This is a genomic window from Aphanothece stagnina RSMan2012, from assembly GCF_046764815.1.
Classification (GTDB): Bacteria; Cyanobacteriota; Cyanobacteriia; order PCC-6307; family Cyanobiaceae; genus NIES-981.
The window spans coordinates 94,967-113,701 of the sequence record NZ_JBKOUC010000012.1 but is presented as its reverse complement, the minus strand read 5'-3'; the positions used below and the strand labels follow the sequence as shown (position 1 = coordinate 113,701).

Sequence of the window (18,735 nt, the reverse complement as noted above, 5' to 3'; positions counted from 1 at the left end):
CCGCCATCGCCCCTCCGTGGGCGGAGCCCGGGGGAAGACGCGGCAGGCGGACGGAATCCCGTCGCCGCTGAACGTAACAGAACATTGCGTGGTTTGTGAAGAGGGGTTGCGCAGCGCCGGTGGCCGGATCGCCGCACCCCGGTTCTGCCGGCCCTGCCGATGAGGGGCCGGGCGGCCGTCGTCACCTGGAGCCCGAGCGTCACGCTCGTGCCCACCCGTGGCTGCTTTAACCGCTGCGATTACTGCGGCTTCCGCCTGTCCCCCGATCCCCGCGATCCCCTGGCCGATGCCCTCGGCGATCGGCAGGCCCTGGCGCTCCTGGGCTCCAGGCCCCAGGCGCTCGAGGTGCTGCTGCTCAGCGGTGAGGTGCCACCGGCGTCAGCCCACCGCACCGCCTGGTTCGCCCGGTTGGTGGCCCTCAGTCGCCTGGCTCTGGCGCAGGGCCGCCTGCCCCACACCAACGCGGGACCGCTGAGCCGAACCGAGATGGCGAGGCTGGGCCGGCTCAATCCCTCCCTGGGTCTGATGCTGGAGGGCCTGGGCCCGGCCTACGACGCCCTGCATCGCCAGGCGCCCAGCAAGCGGCTGGAGCAGCGGCTGGCGCAGCTGGAGCAGGCGGGGCGCCTTGGCGTTCCCTTCACCACCGGCCTGTTGCTCGGCGTCGGTGAAAGCCGCCAGGACCAGCGCGACGCCCTGGAGCTGATCGCCCTGCTGCATGCCAGCTGGGGGCACGTGCAGGAGGTGATCCTGCAGCCCTTCCGGCCCGCCGGTGCGGAGGGGCTGCCCCTTCCGGCGGCGACCTGCGAGTCGCTCCTCGAGCTGATCGCCGAGGCCCGCCGGATCCTGCCCCCGGAGGTGCATCTCCAGCTGCCGCCCAACCTCTGGCCCCTGGAGCACCTGGTGGCGGCCCTGGAAGCCGGCATCGACGACCTCGGCGGCATCGACACCGTGGATGTGATCAACCCGGCCTACCCCCAGCCCACGGCTGGGGCCCTGGCCGAGCACCTGGCCGCGGCGGGCTGGGAGCTGAGGCCACGCCTCTGTGTGCATCCGGCCTGGATCGCGCAGCTGCCGGCCGCGCTGCGGGCCCGGGCCGAGGCGATGGCTCAGCGGCTCGGGCGGGGTGGTTAGCGTCCGGGTTAACCGCTAGCGGGAGTTGTCGGCCGTGGGCACCACAGGGCCAGTGGTCACCAGCAACCACGTGGTCACCACCAATCACCGGGTGCTGCTCGTCCGGCTTCCCTGCAACCCCATCTTTCCGATCGGCCCGATCTACCTGGCCGATCACCTGCACAAGCAGTTCCCGGCTCTCCCCCAGCAGATCCTCGACCTGGCTGCCGTGCCGGTGCTCGATGTCGAGCGGATGCTGGCCGAGGCCGTGGAGGTGTTTCGCCCCACCCTGCTGGTGTTCTCCTGGCGGGACATCCAGATCTACGCACCGGTGGACGGCCGCAGCGGCAATCCCCTCCAGAACTCCTTCGAGGTCTTTTACTCCCGCAATCCGCTCAAGCGGCTGCGCGGCGCCATCGGTGGCCTTGGCCTGATGCGGGCCTTCTACGGCGAGCTCTGGCGCAACCTTCGCCTCGTGAAGCTCGGGCTGCGGCGGGCACGGCGCCACCATCCCGAGGCCCGGGCCGTGATCGGTGGTGGCGCCGTGAGCGTGTTCTACGAACAGCTGGGCAGGAAATTGCCGGCGGGCACCGTGGTCTCCGTGGGGGAGGGGGAGCCCCTGCTCGAAAAGCTGATCCGGGGCGATTCCATCGCCGCCGACCGCTGCTTCGTGGCTGGCGAGCCCCCAAGGCCGGGCCTGATCCATGAGCAGCCGGGGGGCATGGAGAAGACCGCCTGCGATTACGGCTACATCGCCTCGATCTGGCCCCAGCTGGACTGGTACCTGGACGGGGGTGATTTCTACGTGGGGGTGCAGACCAAGCGTGGCTGCCCCCACAACTGCTGCTACTGCGTCTACACCGTGGTGGAGGGCAAGGCCGTGCGGGTCAATCCCGTGGCGGAGGTGATCGACGAGATGCGCCAGCTGTATGCCCGTGGCGTGCGTGGCTTCTGGTTCACCGACGCCCAGTTCATCCCCGCCCGCCGCTACATCGAGGATGCCAAGGAGCTGTTGCGCGCCATCCTTGCCGAAGGCTGGGATGACATCCGCTGGGCTGCCTACATCCGTGCCGACAACCTCGATGCCGAGCTGGCCGAGCTGATGGTGGCCACGGGCATGAGCTACTTCGAGATCGGCATCACCTCCGGCAGCCAGGAGCTCGTGCGCAAGATGCGCATGGGCTACAACCTGCGCACCGTGCTGGAGAACTGCCGCCTGCTGGCGCGGGCAGGGTTCCGCGAGCAGGTCTCCGTCAACTATTCGTTCAATGTGATCGACGAACGGCCCGAAACGATCCGCCAGACGGTGGCCTATCACCGGGAGCTGGAGAGGATCTTCGGGGCCGACAAGGTCGAGCCCGCCATCTTCTTCATCGGGCTGCAGCCCCACACCCACCTGGAGCAGTACGGCTTCGAGCAGGGTTTGATCCGGCCCGGTTACAACCCCATGAGCATGCTGCCCTGGACAGCCCGCAAGATGCTCTGGAATCCCGAACCGATGGGCAGCACCTTCGGGAGGATCTGCCTGGAGGCCTTTGACCGAAACCCTGCAGACTTCGGCCGAACCGTGATGGATCTGCTCGAGCGTGACTACGGCCTGGCCCCGCTGGAGGAGGCCCTGCATGCGCCGGTGGAGGGCCGGAAGGCCCTGGCGACCGCCCGGCGCTGAAGGGGGGCGGGGTGTGTGAGGGCATCCTCAGGTCTGCCGCCTCAGCCACCAGAGGAGCACAAGCAGCCCCAGCCAGCCCACCAGGCCGCCGATCGGGTTCACGTCGCCGGCGGAACCGGCGCCGGCCCACCAGGCAGGCGCCGCAGGAGCGATGGTCAGCAGGCCCTTCTGCACCAGGAACCAGCCCCCCACCAGCCCGCCATGGAGAGCCACGGCTCCCCACAGAGCCCCGCCATCGGCCAGCTTGCGCAGCCCCAGCGCCAGGCCCAGCAGCAGCAACCCGCCCAGCAGGACGATCCCCTGCAGACCGGGCGCCCGGTACCAGGGGTGCACCAGGGCGAAGATCGCCGCCTGGAGCACCAGGGCCCGACGCCTGCCGATCTGGAGGTTCAGCTCACCCCAGAGCCAGCCCCGGAACAGCACCTCCTCCGCCAGTCCCACCCCGAGCCCCAGCAGCAGGGCATTGGCCACCAGATCCGGCGCCAGACGTCCGGACCACTGCGCCTGGGCGCCCAGCAGCAGGGCCGAGGCGGTGAGACCCAGCAGAACGACCGCCTGGAGCAACCCGCCCAGCACCTGGACCAGGGCGCTGCCCGGGGGGGCCGCCAGACCGAGGCTCTGCCAGGGGGTGCGGGACCCCCACGCCCGGCGGATCCTCCAGGGCAGGGTGGCCAGCAGCAGCCCAAAGGCGATGGCCACCCCGGCGAGATCCACCTGGTCGGCCCGCCATTCGGGCCTCAGCCAGCCCAGGGGTCGGGAAAGGGCGAACCCCAGGGCGTAGAGCAGCGGCACATAGGCCGCGGTGCCCCACCAGTGCGGCCGGGCGACGGGCCGAGCACGGCCGGCGGGGGGCATCAGGTCTCGGGTTCGAGGGTGCTGGTCAGTCCCTTGGCCTTGAGGGTTTCGCAGTAGAACTCGGCGGGTTCCAGATCACACACGATCACCAGGCCCACGCCGGTGTTGTGCGCCTCGAGCATCACGGCGATCGCGTCCTGCTCACTCAGGGAGGGCACGACCTGGCGAAGGGTGGTGACCACGTACTCCATCGAGTTGACGGGGTCGTTGTGGAGCAGCACCTTGTAGCGCGGCGAGGGTTTGCGCACCCGCTCGGGCGCCTTCTCCATCACCGCTGCTCCGCCGGTCTCACGGCTGGGGGTCTGGGTGGCCTGGGGCACTGTGGTCATGGCGGCAGCTGTCATGACGACCTGCTTATTAAAGGGCGGGATGGCGGGGCCGTGACGGCGGGGGCGTGACCGTGGGGCCGTGACGGTTGGGCCGTGACGGTGGCGGAGGGTGGAGCGCAGGCGTCAGAGCGCCCGGATGCGGCGCATCGCCTCCTCCACGTTCGCGCGGCTGTTGAAGGCCGAGAGGCGGAAGTAGCCCTCTCCGGCGGCGCCGAAGCCGCTGCCCGGGGTGCCCACCACATGGGCCCGGCCGAGCAGATGGTCGAAGAAGCCCCAGGAATCGAGGCCCTGGGGGGTTCGCAGCCACACGTAGGGAGCCTGCTCGCCCCCGTACACCTGCAGGCCAGCCGCCGAGAGCTCCCGCCGGATGATCGCGGCGTTCTCCATGTAGAAGCCGATCAGCGCCTTCACCTGGGCCTGACCTTCCGGGGAGTAGACCGCCTCGGCACCGCGCTGCACGATGTAGCTCACCCCGTTGAACTTGGTGCTCTGGCGGCGGTTCCACAGGGCCCAGAGTTCCACCTTCTCGCCGTTGGCCGCCGTGCCCTTCAGGCCCCGGGGCACCACGGTGAGGGCACAGCGGGTGCCGGTGAAGCCGGCGTTCTTCGAGAACGAACGGAATTCGATCGCGCACTCGCGGGCCCCCTCGATCTCGTAGATCGAGTGGGGCAGGGAGGGGTCCTGGATGAAGGCCTCGTAGGCGGCATCGAACAGGATCAGGGCGTCGTGGGCGCGGGCGTAGTCCACCCAGGCCTCGAGCTGCGCCCGGCTGGCGACCGCCCCGGTGGGGTTGTTGGGGAAGCAGAGGTAGATCAGATCCACCGGTTCGGTGGGGATCTGGGCGGTGAAGCCGTTCTCCGCATTGATCGGCAGGTAGGTGAGGCCGCCGTACTGACCCGATGCATCGGCCTCGCCGGTGCGGCCGGCCATCACGTTGCTGTCCACGTACACCGGGTACACCGGATCGGTCACGGCGATGCGGTTGCCCTCACCCAGGATGTCGAGAATGTTGCTGCTGTCGCACTTGCTGCCGTCCGACACGAAGATCTCCTCGGCGGAGATGTCGCAGCCGCGGGCCTGGAAGTCGTGGGCGGCGATCGCCTCGCGCAGCCACGGGTAGCCCTGCTCCGGCCCGTAGCCGTGGAAGCCCTCGCGGGTGCCCATCGCATCGATGGCGGCCTTCATGGCGGTGCGGCAGGCCTCAGGCAGCGGTTCGGTCACATCGCCGATGCCCAGGCGGATGATCGCGGCTTCGGGGTTGGCCTCGCTGAAGGCCTTCACCCGCCGGGCGATCTCGGGGAACAGGTAGCCCGCCTTGAGCTTGAGGTAGTTGCCGTTGACCTGCACCACAGGTGGCTGCGCGAATTGCTGGCGGCATCTTGCTATGGCCGCCGGCCTGAGCGGAGGACGCCTGAGCCCTGCCCGCTGCGCTCCCGGCCGGGAGGCTGCATACGATCGAGGGCAGGCCTGCCGCCTCCACCTTGACCGTTGCTCCCGTCCCTGAGGCCGCGGCTGCCCAGCCGATCGATCTGGACGATCTGATCGACCGGACGATCAGCAAACCCGCCCGCTACATCGGCCATGAGCTGGGGGTTGAGCCGCGCCCGTGGGACGCGGCGGACGTGCGCTGGGCCCTGACCTACCCCGAGGTCTACGAGGTGGGGGCCAGCAACCTCGGCCACATCATTCTCTATTCCATTCTCAACGCCCTGCCGGGGCAGCTCTGCGACCGGGCCTACCTGCCGGCTGCCGATCTCGCGGCGCGGTTGCGGCAGCGCCAGCTCGCCCTGTTCGGGGTGGAGAGCCGACGGCCGCTGCCGGCCTTCGACATCCTCGGCTTCAGCCTCAGCTACGAGCTCGGCGGCACCAACATCCTGGAGATGCTGGAGCTGGCCCGGGTGCCCCTCCGGGCCGCCGACCGCGGCGATCTGCCGCTGGATCACCCCCAGGCGCCGCCCCTGATCTTTGCCGGCGGGCCGACCGCCACGAGCAACCCGGAGCCCTTCGCGCCCTTCTTCGACTTCATCGCCCTCGGCGATGGCGAGGAGCTGCTGCCCGAAATCGGCCTGGTGGTGGCCGAGGCCAAGCGGGCCGGACTGAGCCGTCGCGACACCCTGCGCGATCTGGCCCAGGTGCCCGGCGTCTACGTGCCCGGCCTCTACGGCCCCGGCGCCGACGGGGTGACGATCGAGCCGCTGGAGCCCGGGTTGCCCCGTCGCATCCTGCGCCGCACGGCCACGCCCATGCCCCACTACGCCATGGGTCTGGTGCCCCACATCGAGACGGTCCATGACCGTCTGACGGTGGAGATCCGTCGCGGCTGCACGCGGGGCTGCCGCTTCTGCCAGCCGGGCATGCTCACCCGCCCGGCCCGGGACGTGGAACCGGAGGCGGTGATCGAGGCGGTGGAGGAGGGGATGCGCCGCACCGGCTACAGCGATTTCTCGCTGCTGTCCCTGAGCTGCTCCGACTACCTGGCCCTGCCCGCCGTCGGCGTGGAGCTGCGGAACCGCCTGGCCGAACGGAACGTGAGCCTCACGCTGCCCAGCCAGCGGGTGGATCGCTTTGACGACAACATCGCCCACATCCTCGGCGGCACCCGCAGGGCCGGGCTCACCTTCGCGCCGGAAGCCGGCACCCAGCGGCTGCGCGACATCGTCAACAAGGGACTCACCGACGCCGAACTGCTGCGGGGCATCCGCACGGCGATGGCGTCCGGCTACCGCAGGATCAAGCTCTATTTCATGATCGGCCTGCCCGGCGAGACCGATGCGGATGTGCTGGGCATCGCCGACACCTGCCGCGAGCTGCAGCAGCAGTGCCGCGACCTGGGCCGGCTGGAGCTGAACCTCACGATCAGCAACTTCACGCCCAAGCCCCACACCCCGTTCCAGTGGCACAGCGTCAGCACCGAGGAGTTCCGGCGGCGCCAGCAGCTGCTGCGCGGGGCCCTGCGCCAGCTGCGGGGCCTCAAGACCAACTTCACCGACGTGCGGCTCTCGGCGGTGGAGGATTTCGTCGGCCGGGGGGACCGGCGCCTCGCCCCGGTGATCGAGGCCGCCTGGCGGGCCGGGGCCGGGCTGGATGCCTGGTTCGAGTCGGCGGAGCGCACCTATGCCGCCTGGACCGGAGCGATCGCGGCCGCTGGCCTCGGGGGGCGCTACCGGGCGCTGGAGATGGGGGCCTGGAGTGCCGCCGAGGCGCTCAGTGGCGCTGACCTGGAGGCCTTCTGCCGCCAGAGCCTGCCCTGGGACCACATCGATTCCGGGCTCGACAAGCGCTGGCTGGCGGAGGATCTGCAGCGGGCTCTGGCGGCGGTCGTGGTGCCCGACTGCTCCTTCGAGGGGTGCAGCAGCTGCGGGGTCTGTGGCCCGGAGCTGGGCCACAACGTGGTGATTCCGGCGCCGCCGATTCCGTCCCAGCAGCCCCAGGGGGCCCCGGCCAGCGAGCGGGTGCAGCGCCTGCGCCTCGGCTTCGCCAAGACCGGTGCCCTGGCCCTGATCAGCCACCTCGACACGCTGCGCCTGCTGGAGCGCACCCTGCGCCGCAGTGGTCTGCCGGTGAGTTTCACCGGGGGCTTCCATCCCCTGCCCCGGCTGCAGCTGGCTCTGCCCCTGCCCCTCGGCGTGGAGGGGAGCGGCGAGTGGCTCGACCTGGAGCTCACCGAGGCGCTCCCCCCCGCCGAGGTGCGGAGCCGTTGGCAGGCCACCCTGCCGCCGGAGCTGCAGCTGCTGTCGGCCGGCCAGGTGGAGACCTTCGGCCCCAGCCTCTCCCAGGAGCTGGAGGCGGCCCACTGGTCGATCGCCCTGGCGACGCCTGCGGGCGTCGCGCTTCCCACGGCGGGCCGCTGGCGGGAGGCCATCGCCGCCCTGCTGGCCTCCACCTCCCTCCCCTGGGAGGACACCGACAAGAAGGGCCGGCCCCGCAGCCGCGAGTGCCGCGGCGCCCTGCTGGCCCTGCGCTGGTCCGCCGACCTGCCGCCGGGTGACGTCCCGGCCGGGCCGGTGGTGCTGGAACTGGAGGCCGCGGTGGATCCGGCGGGCCGCAGCCTGCGGCCTGAGCAGCTGGCCCACTGGCTCTCGCAGCGGCTTGGCGTGCCCCTGGAGCCCGGCCGTCTTCGCCGCACAGCCCTGATCCTGCGCGAGGAATCCGCCGCAGGCGAGGGGGCGGGCACCTCCCCGAGGGGCTGAGGGAGGCGCGTGCTAATTTCCTCCCAAGGCGATCAGGCTGTCTGCCTGCAAGCTTCCCGCCGCCTTCCCGCAGCGCCACAAGCTTTTTCAGCGCAACCAGCAGCAGTCCGTCACCTCCGTTGGCGGCCCTGCCCTGAGTGACCACTCTTGGACTCTCGCCCCACCGCTTTCACGTCCCAACCGTTCTGAAAGCGCTCCGCGGCCCCGATGCGCGGTGATTTTTGAGCAGCCTTTGCAGCATCGTTGTGGCGCCGGGTCATCCCCGCGCCGACGCCGTTCCCTCCTCGCCACCCAGCAACGCGGACCGGCCTGTGGTCTGCCGCTTCGCTTAACCCACGGCCAGGCCCCGTACGGGCCTAACCCCTTCCCCCATGCCCCAGCAGATCGTCATTGCCGAGCAACTGCGGATCGCCGCGGTTCTCAACGACGAACGTGTTGATGAGTTGATCGTGGCCCAGGGCCGCTACCAGATCGGTGACGTCTACCTCGGCACGGTCGAGAACGTTCTGCCCGGCATCGATGCCGCGTTCGTCAACATCGGAGAGAGTGAGAAGAACGGTTTCATCCACGTCACGGATCTGGGTCCGCTCCGGCTGAAGAAGGGGGCCGCGGGCATCACCGAGCTGCTCGAGCCGAAGCAGAAGGTGCTCGTTCAGGTGATGAAGGAGCCCACGGGCAGCAAGGGCCCCCGGCTCACCGGCAACCTCACCCTGCCGGGCCGTTTCCTGGTGCTGCAGCCCCACGGCCAGGGGGTCAACATCTCCAGACGCGTCAATGGCGACAACGAGCGCAACCGGCTGCGCGCCCTGGGGGTTCTGATCAAGCCTCCCGGTGCCGGCCTGCTGATCCGCACCGAGGCGGAGGGTGTCAGCGAGGAGCTGCTGATCGACGATCTCGAGTCGCTGCTGCGGCAGTGGGAAGCGATCCAGACCGCTGCCGAGGGGGCCAACCCTCCGGTGCTGCTGAACCGCGATGAAGACTTCATCCATCGCGTGCTGCGGGATCTCTACAGCCCTGATCTGGTGCGGGTGGTCGTCGACAGCGCCGAGGGCGTGGCCCGAGCCAATGCCTTCCTGGGCCACGACCACACCAACGTGCTCGTCGAAGCCCATGCCGAGCCCACCGAGATCCTCGAGGCGTTCCGGGTCAACGCCGCCATCCACGATGCCCTGAAGCCGCGGGTGGATCTGCCCTCCGGGGGCTACGTGATCATCGAGCCCACCGAGGCCCTCACGGTGATCGATGTCAACTCCGGCTCCTTCACCCGCTCCGCCAACGCCCGCGAGACGGTGCTGTGGACCAACTGTGAGGCCGCTGTCGAAATTGCCCGACAGCTGAAGCTGCGCAACATCGGGGGTGTGGTGGTGGTTGACTTCATCGACATGGAGTCGCGCCGCGACCAGCTCCAGCTGCTGGAGCACTTCACCCAGGCCGTGCGTGACGATACGGCCCGCCCCCAGATCGCTCAACTGACCGAGCTGGGCCTGGTGGAGCTCACCCGCAAGCGCCAGGGACAGAACATCTACGAACTGTTCGGCAGGGCCTGTCCCAGTTGCGGTGGGCTGGGCCATGTGGCCGTGCTCCCCGGCAAGGACACCCTCCAGCCCCTGGCCAGTGCGGGCGGGCTGGTGCGCACCGTCCCGGCCGCCCGGGCCGAGGCTCTGGCCCCGGCTGCCGCTGCGGAGAGCAACGGGGCCGGTCGCCGCCGCCGCGGCGGTCGCGGTGGCCGTCTGCAGACCACCGAATCCGCCGATTCCACCACGGTGTTCGTTCCTGTGGCTCCCCTGCTGGAGAGCGTTCCCAGCGAGGCCCCCAGGCCGTCGGCCGGGGATGGCGCCAGCCGGCGCCCGGAGCCCGAAGTGGTGGCAGTGCCCATGGACGACACCCAGGAGGAGGTCTACGGATGGCTCGGCCTCAGCCCCGCCCTGCTGCTCGATCCGCCGCCCGCCGCCGACAACGTGGTGGTCCGGGTGGTCCGCCCGGGCGATGACGCCGAGGCGGTGGTGGAACAGACCCGCCAGCAGCTGGTGGCCAGTGGTTCCCGCCGCCGACGGGGCCGCGGCGGACGCAGCGGTGCTGCCCAGGCCAGCCCCTCCGGCGAAGCCACCCCGGCCGCCGCTGCGTCCGCCGCTCCCGCCTCCGTGGAGATCACCCCGCTGCCGCTCCAGAGCAGCCCCGAGACTGTCGTGACGGTCTCCGTGCCCACCCGGTCGCGCGAGGAGCCTGTGCTGGAGCCTGTGGCCGTGGCACAGGCAGCCGTGGCACAGGCAGCCGTGGCACAGGCAGCCGTGGCGGAACCGGCAGGGGATGACAGCGCCGAACCCCGCCGGCGCCGCCGGCGATCCTCGGCGGTGGTCTGACCCCACGGTTGGACCCCGATGCCTGGCAGGGGATGGATCCCGCCGACTGCGCCGGGATCGACGAAGTCGGGCGGGGCTGTCTGTTCGGTCCGGTTCTGGCCGGCGCGGTGGTTCTCCCCGCCCCAGCGGTTCAGGCCCTGCTGGACGATGGCCTCACCGACAGCAAGCGGCTCAGTGCGCGTCGCCGGGCGGCCCTCGTGCCGCTGATCCGGCAGCGGGCCGTGGCCTGGGCCCTGGGTCAGGCGTCCGCCAGCGAAATCGATCGGTTCGGCATCCGGGCCGCCACCGAACAGGCCATGCGCCGGGCTCTGGCGAAGCTGCCGCAGCTGCCGGGGCTCGTTCTGGTCGATGGCGTGCTGCCCCTGCGCGGCTGGTCCGGGGAGCAGACCACTCTGGTGCGCGGCGATAGCCGCTGTGCCGCCATCGCCGCCGCCAGCGTGCTGGCGAAGGTGGCGCGGGACGAGCTGATCGTCCGGCTGGCTGGGCGCTTCCCGGGCTACGGGCTGGAACGGCATGCCGGCTATGGCACCTCGCAGCACCGGGAGGCCTTGCGCTCCCTCGGCCCCACGCCGCTGCACCGCCTCAGCTTTCTGCGCAACCTGTCGAGAGGGGGGCCTCGCTCCTAGAGCCGCCGCGGTCGTGCTCTGCGCACCAGCACTGGAAGTCGTCCACCAGCTGCTGCCCCACCCTGTGCTTGATGCCCCCGAGGATCCCGGCCAGCAGGGTCTTGCCGGTGCTCTCGAGCACCCTGGCCGGGATCAGCCGCAGCAGGGGTGGCTGGCTCACCTGCACCGCCAGCGTGGCTTCGCCCTCCAGGCCCTCCTCGCCGGCGGCGAGCCAGGAGCCCAGGGTGAGCTGGAAGTCATCCACCAGGCCCAGCCCCTCCAGCTGGCAGTCGCTCGCTTCCAGCTCGAGCCGCCCGGGCTGGACATGGGTGCACAGTTCCACCACCGGGTGGATCTGAAGCTGGAACACCTGCAGGTGGGTGACGGCGTAGCGGTAGCGGCCCGGCCCCAGCCGTTCCAGCTGGGTTGGATCGAGCAGGGCCTTCACCACCCGGTCCTCATCGGCCAGGTAGGCAGCGAGCTGCTGCTGCCGGTCGTCGACGGCGAGTTGCAGTTGCTGACTGGCGCTGAAGGCCAGGGGCATGGCCAGCAGGCCGGCGCGGCATGATCCTATCGGCCTCCCCCGGGGGCCCAGTTTCGTCGGCGGTTGTGATGCGCGTTGCCTTTCTTGGCCCGGTGGGTACCTATGGCGAGCAGGCGGCGCTGCAGCTCATCGCGCTGGAGGGTTGGGGGGATGCCGTGCTAGTGCCCCAGCTCGGCATCCGGGCGGTTGTGCAGGCCCTGGCCCGCGGCGATTGCGATGCCGCCGTGGTGCCGGTGGAGAACTCCGTGGAGGGCGGGGTGACCGCCTGCCTCGATGCTCTGTGGGAGCACCCCGATCTCGCGGTGGTCCGCGCCCTGGTGCTGCCCGTGCGCCATGCGCTGGTGGGATCAGGGTCGCTCGAGGGCATCAGCGAGGTGCTGTCCCACCCCCAGGCCCTGGCCCAGTGCAGCCAGTGGCTGGCGGAGCACCTGCCGCGGGCCCTGCAGCTTCCCACCAGTTCCACGGCCGACGCGGCCCGGATGGTCGCCGGCAGCCGCTTCCGTGGCGCCATCGCCTCCCGCCAGGCTGCCGTGGAGCACGGCCTGCAGGTGCTGGCCTACCCGGTCAATGACGTGCCGGGGAACTGCACCCGCTTCCTGCTGCTGCGGCGTGGGCCCCGCGCCCACGAGGGGCCGCTGGCCAGCCTGGCGTTCTCGCTCCACTCCAACCAGCCCGGTGCCCTGCTCGAGGCCCTGGGCTGCTTCGCCCGCCGCGGCCTCAACATGAGCCGCATCGAGTCGCGGCCCTCCAAGCGGGAGATGGGGGAATACATCTTCTTCGTGGATCTGGAGCTCCCCCAGGCGGCGGGTGTGCTCGAAGGGGCGCTCGAAGAGCTTGGGCCCCTGTGTGAACATCTCGCCCTGTTCGGTGCCTACCCGATCACCAACCAGCCCTGATCACCACCAGGCCCTGATCGCCAGCAAGGTCTAGGCGGGCTTCTGGCCCCGGAACACGCCGAACTGCATCAGGCCATGGGCGAAGGCCCAGTGCATCAGCAGGATCGTGGGGGTCTCCCTCAGGGCCTGGAGCAGGGCCCCCGGGCCGAGACCGAGGATGGCGGCCGGTCGCCTGGCCCCTTCCAGGATCGAATCGATCCAGGAGGGCAGGGTGGGGGCGGTCCAGTCGGCGGTGTCGATGGGGATGGCGGCCCCCCAGGGGCTGGAGCTCAGGTTGGCCTGGAGGGAGCGGATGCTGGCGAACTCGGGATGGGCCCACTGTTCGAGCAGCTGCCGCATCACCCAGCGTTCCCGCCGGCTGAGGGCACCATCGCTGGGATCCCGCCGGTTCCAGTCCGCCACCGCCAGCCGTCCGCCCGGCCGGAGCACCCGCAGAAGTTCATCGGCATAGCGCTGTTTGTCCGGCATGTGGGGAGAGGCCTCCACACTCCACACCGCGTCGAAGCGGCCATCCGGCAGATCGAGGGCGAGGGCGTCCATCACGGCGAAGCGGCAGTGGGCGGCCAGGGGGCCGGGCGTGAGCTCCCGGGCCCTGGCGATCTGCAGGGGGCTGATGCTGATCCCCAGCACATCCAGGCCGTAGTCCCGGGCCAGGATCCGGGCGCTGCCGCCGATGCCGCAACCGACATCCAGCACGCGGCTGCCGGGCGGGAGCTGATCCAAGCCGCTCCAGCGCACCAGTTCATGCACGAAGTCCTCCTTCGCCCGGCGGAAATCCCGACCGCCGGGGCCGACGGGAGGCTCGCCGTAGTGCCCCAGGTGGATGTGGTCGCCCCAGAGGCGTTCAAGCAGTGCGTCCTGGGTCCAGCGGTCGTAGGCAGCCGCCACACTCGTGGCGTCCTGGTAGCGACGGTTGCGGCGCAGCCACACGACAGCGGCCGCCACGAGCAGCACGGCCGTCGCCAGCACAACGGCCACCGGCCAGCTGATCGGAATCATGGCGGGCTTACTGGGGTTGGAAGGTGTCCTTCAGCACGGTGCGGGCGGCCAGCTGCCGGCGGGTCTGATCGAGCAGGTCGAATTCCTGGCGCAGCCGTTCTGCGGTGTCGGTGATTTCCAGCAGGCCCTGCTGGTGGTCGGCCACCGGCCCGCCCAGATGGGCACCGATCCAGAAGGACAGTTCCCGCGGCAGGTCCGGCAGATCGCTGGGCAGGGCAGCGGGTTTGCCGATCAGTTTGGCGGTCAGTTCGACGACGTCCCGCAGGGCCTGGTTCACCTCGGTGGCCAGGGCCTCCAGATCATCGGCAGGGCTCTGGGCATCGTCCTCGATCCAGCTCACCAGGCCGACGCGGAAGGGCGCTTCCCGGACGATGTCGAGCACCCTGAAGCGCTGCTGCCCCATCGTGACGATGTTGCTGCGGTCGTCGTCCTGGGTCTGGCAGTGAATGATCTCGGCACAACAGCCCACCGAGGCCATCTGCTTGGACTTGGGATCCCAGCGCACCACACCGAAGCGTCGATCCTCCGCCATCACGGTGCGGAGCAGCATCCGATAGCGGGGTTCGAAGATGTGCAACGGCAGCACTTCCTGGGGGAAGAGCACGACGTCGGGCAAGGGGAATAGGGGCAGCTCCCTTACGGCCAGTTCACCCATGGCTTCAGCAGGAGTTGCCCGGTGATCCTAGGAACACCATCCCCGGGTCGCGCAGCGCCAGGGATGGTTGTCGCCGGATGCTCAGAGCTTCACCTCGATGTCCACGCCACTGGGCAGGTCCAGCTTCATCAGGGCGTCGATGGTCTTGGCCGAGGGGCTGTAGATGTCGATGATCCGGCGGTGGGTGCGGGTCTCGAAGTGCTCACGGGAGTCCTTGTCCACGTGGGGGGAGCGGAGCACGCAGTAGATCTTGCGCTTGGTGGGCAGGGGGATCGGACCGATCGCCGTGGCAGCGGTGTGGTCGGCGGTCTCGATGATTTTTTCGCAGGAGAGATCGAGCATGCGGCGATCGAACGCCTTGAGGCGGATGCGGATCTTCTGCTGGGCGATGGCGGTGGACATGGGAGCTGGCGGCGGGGCGCTGGCGCGGAAGAAATGGACTTGGGCGGATGCGCTGGGGAGCGAAGGCCCGGGCAGACCGCAGAGATGCGGTCACGGCAGTGCCGGATTGTCGAGGTACGGGGCCCTAAATTGCCCGTTGGGTGCCCCAGGGCACCCAACGGGCAATTTAGGGCAGGGCGTGACGGCTGGGATGAGCTGTCACGCCCTGCCCCTCGTCCAGTCGATCAGGCGAGGATCTTGGAGACCACGCCCGCACCGATGGTGCGGCCGCCTTCACGGATGGCGAAGCGCATGCCCTGCTCGATGGCCACGGGGCAGATCAGCTCACCGGTCATCTTGATGCGGTCTCCGGGCATCACCATTTCCACGTTGGAGCCGTCGTCGGCGGTGAAGGCGGTGATCTGGCCGGTCACATCCGTCGTGCGGATGTAGAACTGCGGGCGATAGCCGGCGAAGAAGGGGGTGTGACGACCACCCTCCTCTTTCTTGAGCACGTACACCTCTCCCTCGAACTTGGTGTGGGGGGTGATCGAGCCGGGCTTCACCAGCACCATGCCGCGCTCGATGTCCTCCTTCTGGATGCCGCGGAGCAGCAGACCGACGTTGTCGCCAGCCATGCCCTCGTCGAGCAGCTTGCGGAACATTTCCACACCGGTGACGGTGCTCTTGCGGGTGTCCTTGATGCCGACGATCTCGATCTCTTCGCCGACCTTCACCTTGCCGCGCTCGATCCGGCCGGTGGCGACGGTGCCGCGACCGGTGATCGAGAACACGTCCTCGACGGCCATCAGGAACGGCTTGTCGATTTCACGCTCGGGCTCGGGGATGGCGGAATCCACGGCATCCATCAGGTCGCCGATCTTGGCTTCCCATTCGGCATCGCCCTCAAGGGCCTTGAGACCCGAGACCTGGATGACGGGGATGTCATCGCCGGGGAAGTCGTAGCTGCTGAGCAGTTCACGCACTTCCAGTTCGACCAGCTCGAGGATCTCCTCGTCATCCACCATGTCGCACTTGTTCAGTGCGACGACCAGTGCCGGAACACCCACCTGCTTGGCCAGCAGGATGTGCTCCTTGGTCTGGGCCATGGGGCCATCGGTGGCGGCCACCACCAGGATCGCGCCGTCCATCTGGGCGGCACCGGTGATCATGTTCTTCACGTAGTCCGCGTGGCCGGGGCAGTCCACGTGGGCGTAGTGCCGGTTGTTGGTTTCGTACTCGACGTGGGCCGTGTTGATGGTGATGCCGCGCTCACGCTCCTCGGGAGCACCGTCGATCTGGTCATAGGCCTGGGCCTTCGCCATACCCTTCTTGGCCAGCACGTTGGTGATGGCGGCGGTGAGGGTGGTCTTGCCGTGATCAACGTGGCCGATGGTGCCGATGTTGACGTGGGGCTTGTTCCTTTCGAACTTCTCGCGAGCCATGGGAGAAAAGAATCGGGGGGTTAATGGGTATGGTGAAGATCAGGACTTGCCCTGATTCTTGGAGATGATGGCCTCGGCCACGTTGCGAGGAACTTCCTCGTAGTGGCTGAATTCCATCGAGAAGATACCCCGACCCTGGGTCATGGATCGGAGTTGGGTGGCGTAGCCGAACATCTCGGCCAGAGGCACCTTGGCCTGGACCTTGGACTGCCCATCGTCGATGGACTGGCCCTCGACCTGACCGCGGCGCGAGGAAAGGTCGCCGATCACCGAACCGAGGAAATCCTCGGGGATCTCGACTTCGACCTTCATCATCGGCTCAAGCAGTACGGGATTGCACTTCTTGACGCCGTCCTTGAAGGCCATGGAGCCGGCGATCTTGAACGCCATCTCCGAAGAGTCGACGTCGTGGTAAGAGCCGTCGACCATGGTGACCCGGACATCGATCATCGGATAACCCGCGATCACGCCGGATTCGCAGGTCTCCTTCATGCCGGCTTCGGCAGGACCGATGTACTCCTTGGGTACGACACCGCCAACGATCTTGTTGACGAATTCGAACCCTGAACCCGGCTCACCGGGCTCCATCTCGATCACCACATGGCCGTACTGCCCTTTGCCACCGGTCTGACGGGCGAATTTACCCTCGCCTTTGGCGCTGGCGCGGATGGTCTCGCGGTAGGACACCTGCGGAGCGCCGATGTTGGCTTCAACCTTGAACTCGCGGAGCATGCGGTCGACAAGGATCTCAAGGTGAAGCTCACCCATCCCTGCGATCACGGTCTGGTTGGTTTCCGGATCGGTGGAGACCCGGAAGGTGGGATCTTCCTCGGAGAGTGACTGGAGTGCCTTGGACAGCTTGTCCATGTCGCCCTTGGTCTTCGGCTCGACGGCCACCGAGATCACGGGCTCGGGGATGTAGAGCGATTCCAGGATGATGGGATCCGAATCGACACAGAGGGTGTCCCCGGTGGTGGTGTCCTTGAGGCCGAGCACAGCGCCGAGGTCGCCGGCACGCAGTTCGTCGACTTCCTCGCGGTCGTCCGCCTTGAGCACGATCAGGCGGGAGATCCGTTCCTTCTTGTCCTTGGTGGAATTGAGGACATAGCTGCCCTTCTGGAGCACACCCGAGTAGATGCGCACGAAGGTGAGCTTGCCGAAGGGATCGGCCATCACCTTGAAGGCCAGGGCACTGAAGGGGGCGTTGTCCTCGGCGGGCCGCATGGCCTCGCTGCCATCCGGCAGGAGACCCTGAATCGGGGGCACATCCACCGGGGCCGGGAGATAGTCCACCACCGCATCGAGCAGCAGCTGCACCCCCTTGTTCTTGAAGGCAGAGCCACAGAGCATCGGCACCAGACCGTGCTTGAGCACGCCGGTGCGGATGCCGTTGCGGAGCTGCTCTTCGCTCAGTTCGCCGGTTTCGAGGAAGACCTCCACCAGGTCCTCATCGGTTTCGGCCACCGATTCCATCAGCTTGTTGCGCCATTCGGCGGCCTCCTCAGCCATGGAGGCGGGAATCTCGGTCTCCTCGATGTCCTTGCCGAGCTCATCCTTGTAGATGAAGGCCCGGTTCTTGACCAGATCGACGATCCCGCTCAGCTCACCCTCGGCGCCGATCGGCAGCTGAATGGGGGCGGCGTTCGCCTTGAGGCGATCCTTGATCTGGCCGTAGACCTTGAGGAAATCAGCCCCGGTTCGGTCCATCTTGTTGACGAACACCATGCGGGGCACCTTGTACCGATCGGCCTGGCGCCAGACGGTCTCCGACTGGGGTTGAACGCCGCCCACGGCACAGAACACCGCAATCACACCATCGAGCACCCGCATCGAGCGCTCCACTTCAATGGTGAAGTCGACGTGCCCGGGGGTGTCGATGATGTTGATCCGATGATCCTTCCAGCTCGTGGAGATGGCGGCCGCGGTGATCGTGATCCCACGCTCCCGTTCCTGGGCCATCCAGTCGGTGACGGCGGCGCCGTCGTGCACCTCGCCGATCTTGTGAACCACGCCGGAATAAAAGAGGATGCGTTCGGTCGTGGTGGTTTTACCCGCGTCGATATGGGCGGCGATGCCGATATTTCTGACGCGTTCCAGTGGAAAGGCGCGGGCCACGGGGGATGTCTCCGAAAGGTCTACAAAAAAACGGACGTCACTCTACAGATGGGCCTGCAGGTGACCTGAGCCGCCGGGCTCAGTAGCGGTAGTGGGCGAATGCCTTGTTGGCTTCAGCCATCTTGTGGGTCTCCTCCCGTTTGCGAACCGCGCTGCCGGCCTCGTTGGCGGCATCCATGAGTTCGCCAGCCAGTTTCTGGGCCATGCTGCGGCCGTTGCGGGCGCGGGAGAAGTTCACCAGCCAACGCAGGGCCATGGCCGTGCCGCGCTCCTGGCGGACTTCCATCGGGACCTGGTAGGTGGCACCACCGACGCGGCGGGCCCGCACTTCCACCAGCGGGGTCGCATTGCGGACCGCCGTCTCGAAGAGCTCCAGCGGGTCGGAGCCGGTGCGCTCGTTGATGAGGGCAAAGGCGTCCGAAAGGATGCGCTGGGCGGTGGACTTCTTGCCGTGCTTCATCAGCCGGGCCACGATCATCGAGGCGAGGCGGCTGTTGAACTGCGGATCAGGAAGGATCGGACGCTTCTCAGCAGCGTTGCGGCGGGACATGGTGGTTGCGAGGTTCTTGGGAAGGTAAGGGC

General features: G+C 68.6%; 16 protein-coding genes. 6 read left to right on the top strand and 10 right to left on the bottom strand.

Annotated features, from left to right (window positions below):
- The first annotated feature begins 159 nt into the window (after positions 1-159).
- On the top strand, positions 160-1,131 hold the full coding sequence (gene cofG, locus ACLNEE_RS09845) for a 7,8-didemethyl-8-hydroxy-5-deazariboflavin synthase subunit CofG (RefSeq protein WP_411424639.1): 972 nt from the start codon (positions 160-162) through the stop codon (positions 1,129-1,131).
- A gap of 52 nt (positions 1,132-1,183) precedes the next feature.
- Positions 1,184-2,779: a photosystem II high light acclimation radical SAM protein gene (locus ACLNEE_RS09840; RefSeq protein WP_412007037.1), complete on the top strand. Its 1,596-nt coding sequence runs from the start codon at positions 1,184-1,186 to the stop codon at positions 2,777-2,779.
- A gap of 27 nt (positions 2,780-2,806) precedes the next feature.
- On the opposite strand, the gene ACLNEE_RS09835 is transcribed toward ACLNEE_RS09840, so the two are convergent.
- The 3 genes from ACLNEE_RS09835 to ACLNEE_RS09825 all read right to left on the bottom strand — a co-directional run bounded on the left by ACLNEE_RS09835 (position 2,807) and on the right by ACLNEE_RS09825 (position 5,313).
- Entirely contained in the window at positions 2,807-3,634 is an 828-nt protein-coding gene (locus ACLNEE_RS09835; RefSeq protein ID WP_411424640.1) for a CPBP family glutamic-type intramembrane protease, read from the bottom strand.
- On the bottom strand, positions 3,634-3,903 hold the full coding sequence (gene clpS / locus ACLNEE_RS09830; RefSeq protein WP_411424643.1) for an ATP-dependent Clp protease adapter ClpS: 270 nt from the start codon (positions 3,901-3,903) through the stop codon (positions 3,634-3,636). The genes ACLNEE_RS09835 and clpS overlap by 1 nt, the downstream gene beginning before the upstream one ends.
- Before the next feature lie 183 nt (positions 3,904-4,086).
- Positions 4,087-5,313 carry an LL-diaminopimelate aminotransferase gene (locus tag ACLNEE_RS09825; protein ID WP_412007036.1) on the bottom strand — a complete coding sequence of 409 codons (1,227 nt, stop codon included), beginning with the start codon at positions 5,311-5,313 and terminating at the stop codon, positions 4,087-4,089.
- 131 nt (positions 5,314-5,444) lie between these two features.
- Between ACLNEE_RS09825 and ACLNEE_RS09820 the strand changes: the two genes are divergently transcribed.
- The 3 genes from ACLNEE_RS09820 to ACLNEE_RS09810 all read left to right on the top strand — a co-directional run bounded on the left by ACLNEE_RS09820 (position 5,445) and on the right by ACLNEE_RS09810 (position 11,139).
- Positions 5,445-8,153, top strand: a complete 2,709-nt coding sequence (locus ACLNEE_RS09820) for a TIGR03960 family B12-binding radical SAM protein (protein WP_411424369.1) — start codon at positions 5,445-5,447, stop codon at positions 8,151-8,153.
- A 371-nt stretch (positions 8,154-8,524) separates the two neighbouring features.
- Positions 8,525-10,513, top strand: a complete 1,989-nt coding sequence (locus ACLNEE_RS09815) for an Rne/Rng family ribonuclease (RefSeq protein WP_411424368.1) — start codon at positions 8,525-8,527, stop codon at positions 10,511-10,513.
- A gap of 32 nt (positions 10,514-10,545) precedes the next feature.
- Complete coding sequence (locus ACLNEE_RS09810) at positions 10,546-11,139, top strand: ribonuclease HII (RefSeq protein ID WP_411424367.1); 594 nt, start codon at positions 10,546-10,548, stop codon at positions 11,137-11,139.
- Here ACLNEE_RS09810 and ACLNEE_RS09805 read toward each other — a convergent pair.
- Positions 11,096-11,662 (bottom strand): DUF1997 domain-containing protein, encoded by a 567-nt coding sequence (locus ACLNEE_RS09805; protein ID WP_411424366.1) that lies wholly within the window; start codon positions 11,660-11,662, stop codon positions 11,096-11,098. The two genes, ACLNEE_RS09810 and ACLNEE_RS09805, sit on opposite strands and share 44 nt — an antisense overlap.
- Before the next feature lie 68 nt (positions 11,663-11,730).
- Between ACLNEE_RS09805 and pheA the strand changes: the two genes are divergently transcribed.
- The gene (gene pheA / locus ACLNEE_RS09800; protein WP_411424365.1) at positions 11,731-12,558 is read left to right on the top strand and encodes a prephenate dehydratase; all 828 of its coding nucleotides are present in this window, start codon (positions 11,731-11,733) and stop codon (positions 12,556-12,558) included.
- 30 nt (positions 12,559-12,588) lie between these two features.
- Here pheA and ACLNEE_RS09795 read toward each other — a convergent pair whose 3' ends face one another.
- The 6 genes from ACLNEE_RS09795 to rpsG form a co-directional block, all read right to left on the bottom strand.
- A complete protein-coding gene (locus ACLNEE_RS09795; RefSeq protein ID WP_411424364.1) occupies positions 12,589-13,557 on the bottom strand; it encodes a methyltransferase domain-containing protein in 969 nt (322 codons plus the stop codon).
- A gap of 7 nt (positions 13,558-13,564) precedes the next feature.
- Positions 13,565-14,212: an LON peptidase substrate-binding domain-containing protein gene (locus ACLNEE_RS09790; RefSeq protein ID WP_411424363.1), complete on the bottom strand. Its 648-nt coding sequence runs from the start codon at positions 14,210-14,212 to the stop codon at positions 13,565-13,567.
- Positions 14,213-14,293: 81 nt separating this feature from the next.
- Positions 14,294-14,614 (bottom strand): 30S ribosomal protein S10, encoded by a 321-nt coding sequence (gene rpsJ, locus ACLNEE_RS09785; RefSeq protein WP_006910513.1) that lies wholly within the window; start codon positions 14,612-14,614, stop codon positions 14,294-14,296.
- 224 nt (positions 14,615-14,838) lie between these two features.
- Positions 14,839-16,038, bottom strand: a complete 1,200-nt coding sequence (gene tuf, locus ACLNEE_RS09780; RefSeq protein WP_411424362.1) for an elongation factor Tu — start codon at positions 16,036-16,038, stop codon at positions 14,839-14,841.
- 39 nt (positions 16,039-16,077) lie between these two features.
- Positions 16,078-18,153, bottom strand: coding sequence for an elongation factor G (gene fusA / locus ACLNEE_RS09775; RefSeq protein ID WP_412007035.1), 2,076 nt, complete (start codon positions 18,151-18,153; stop codon positions 16,078-16,080).
- A 79-nt stretch (positions 18,154-18,232) separates the two neighbouring features.
- On the bottom strand, positions 18,233-18,703 hold the full coding sequence (gene rpsG, locus ACLNEE_RS09770) for a 30S ribosomal protein S7 (protein ID WP_006911809.1): 471 nt from the start codon (positions 18,701-18,703) through the stop codon (positions 18,233-18,235).
- Positions 18,704-18,735 lie beyond the last annotated feature (32 nt).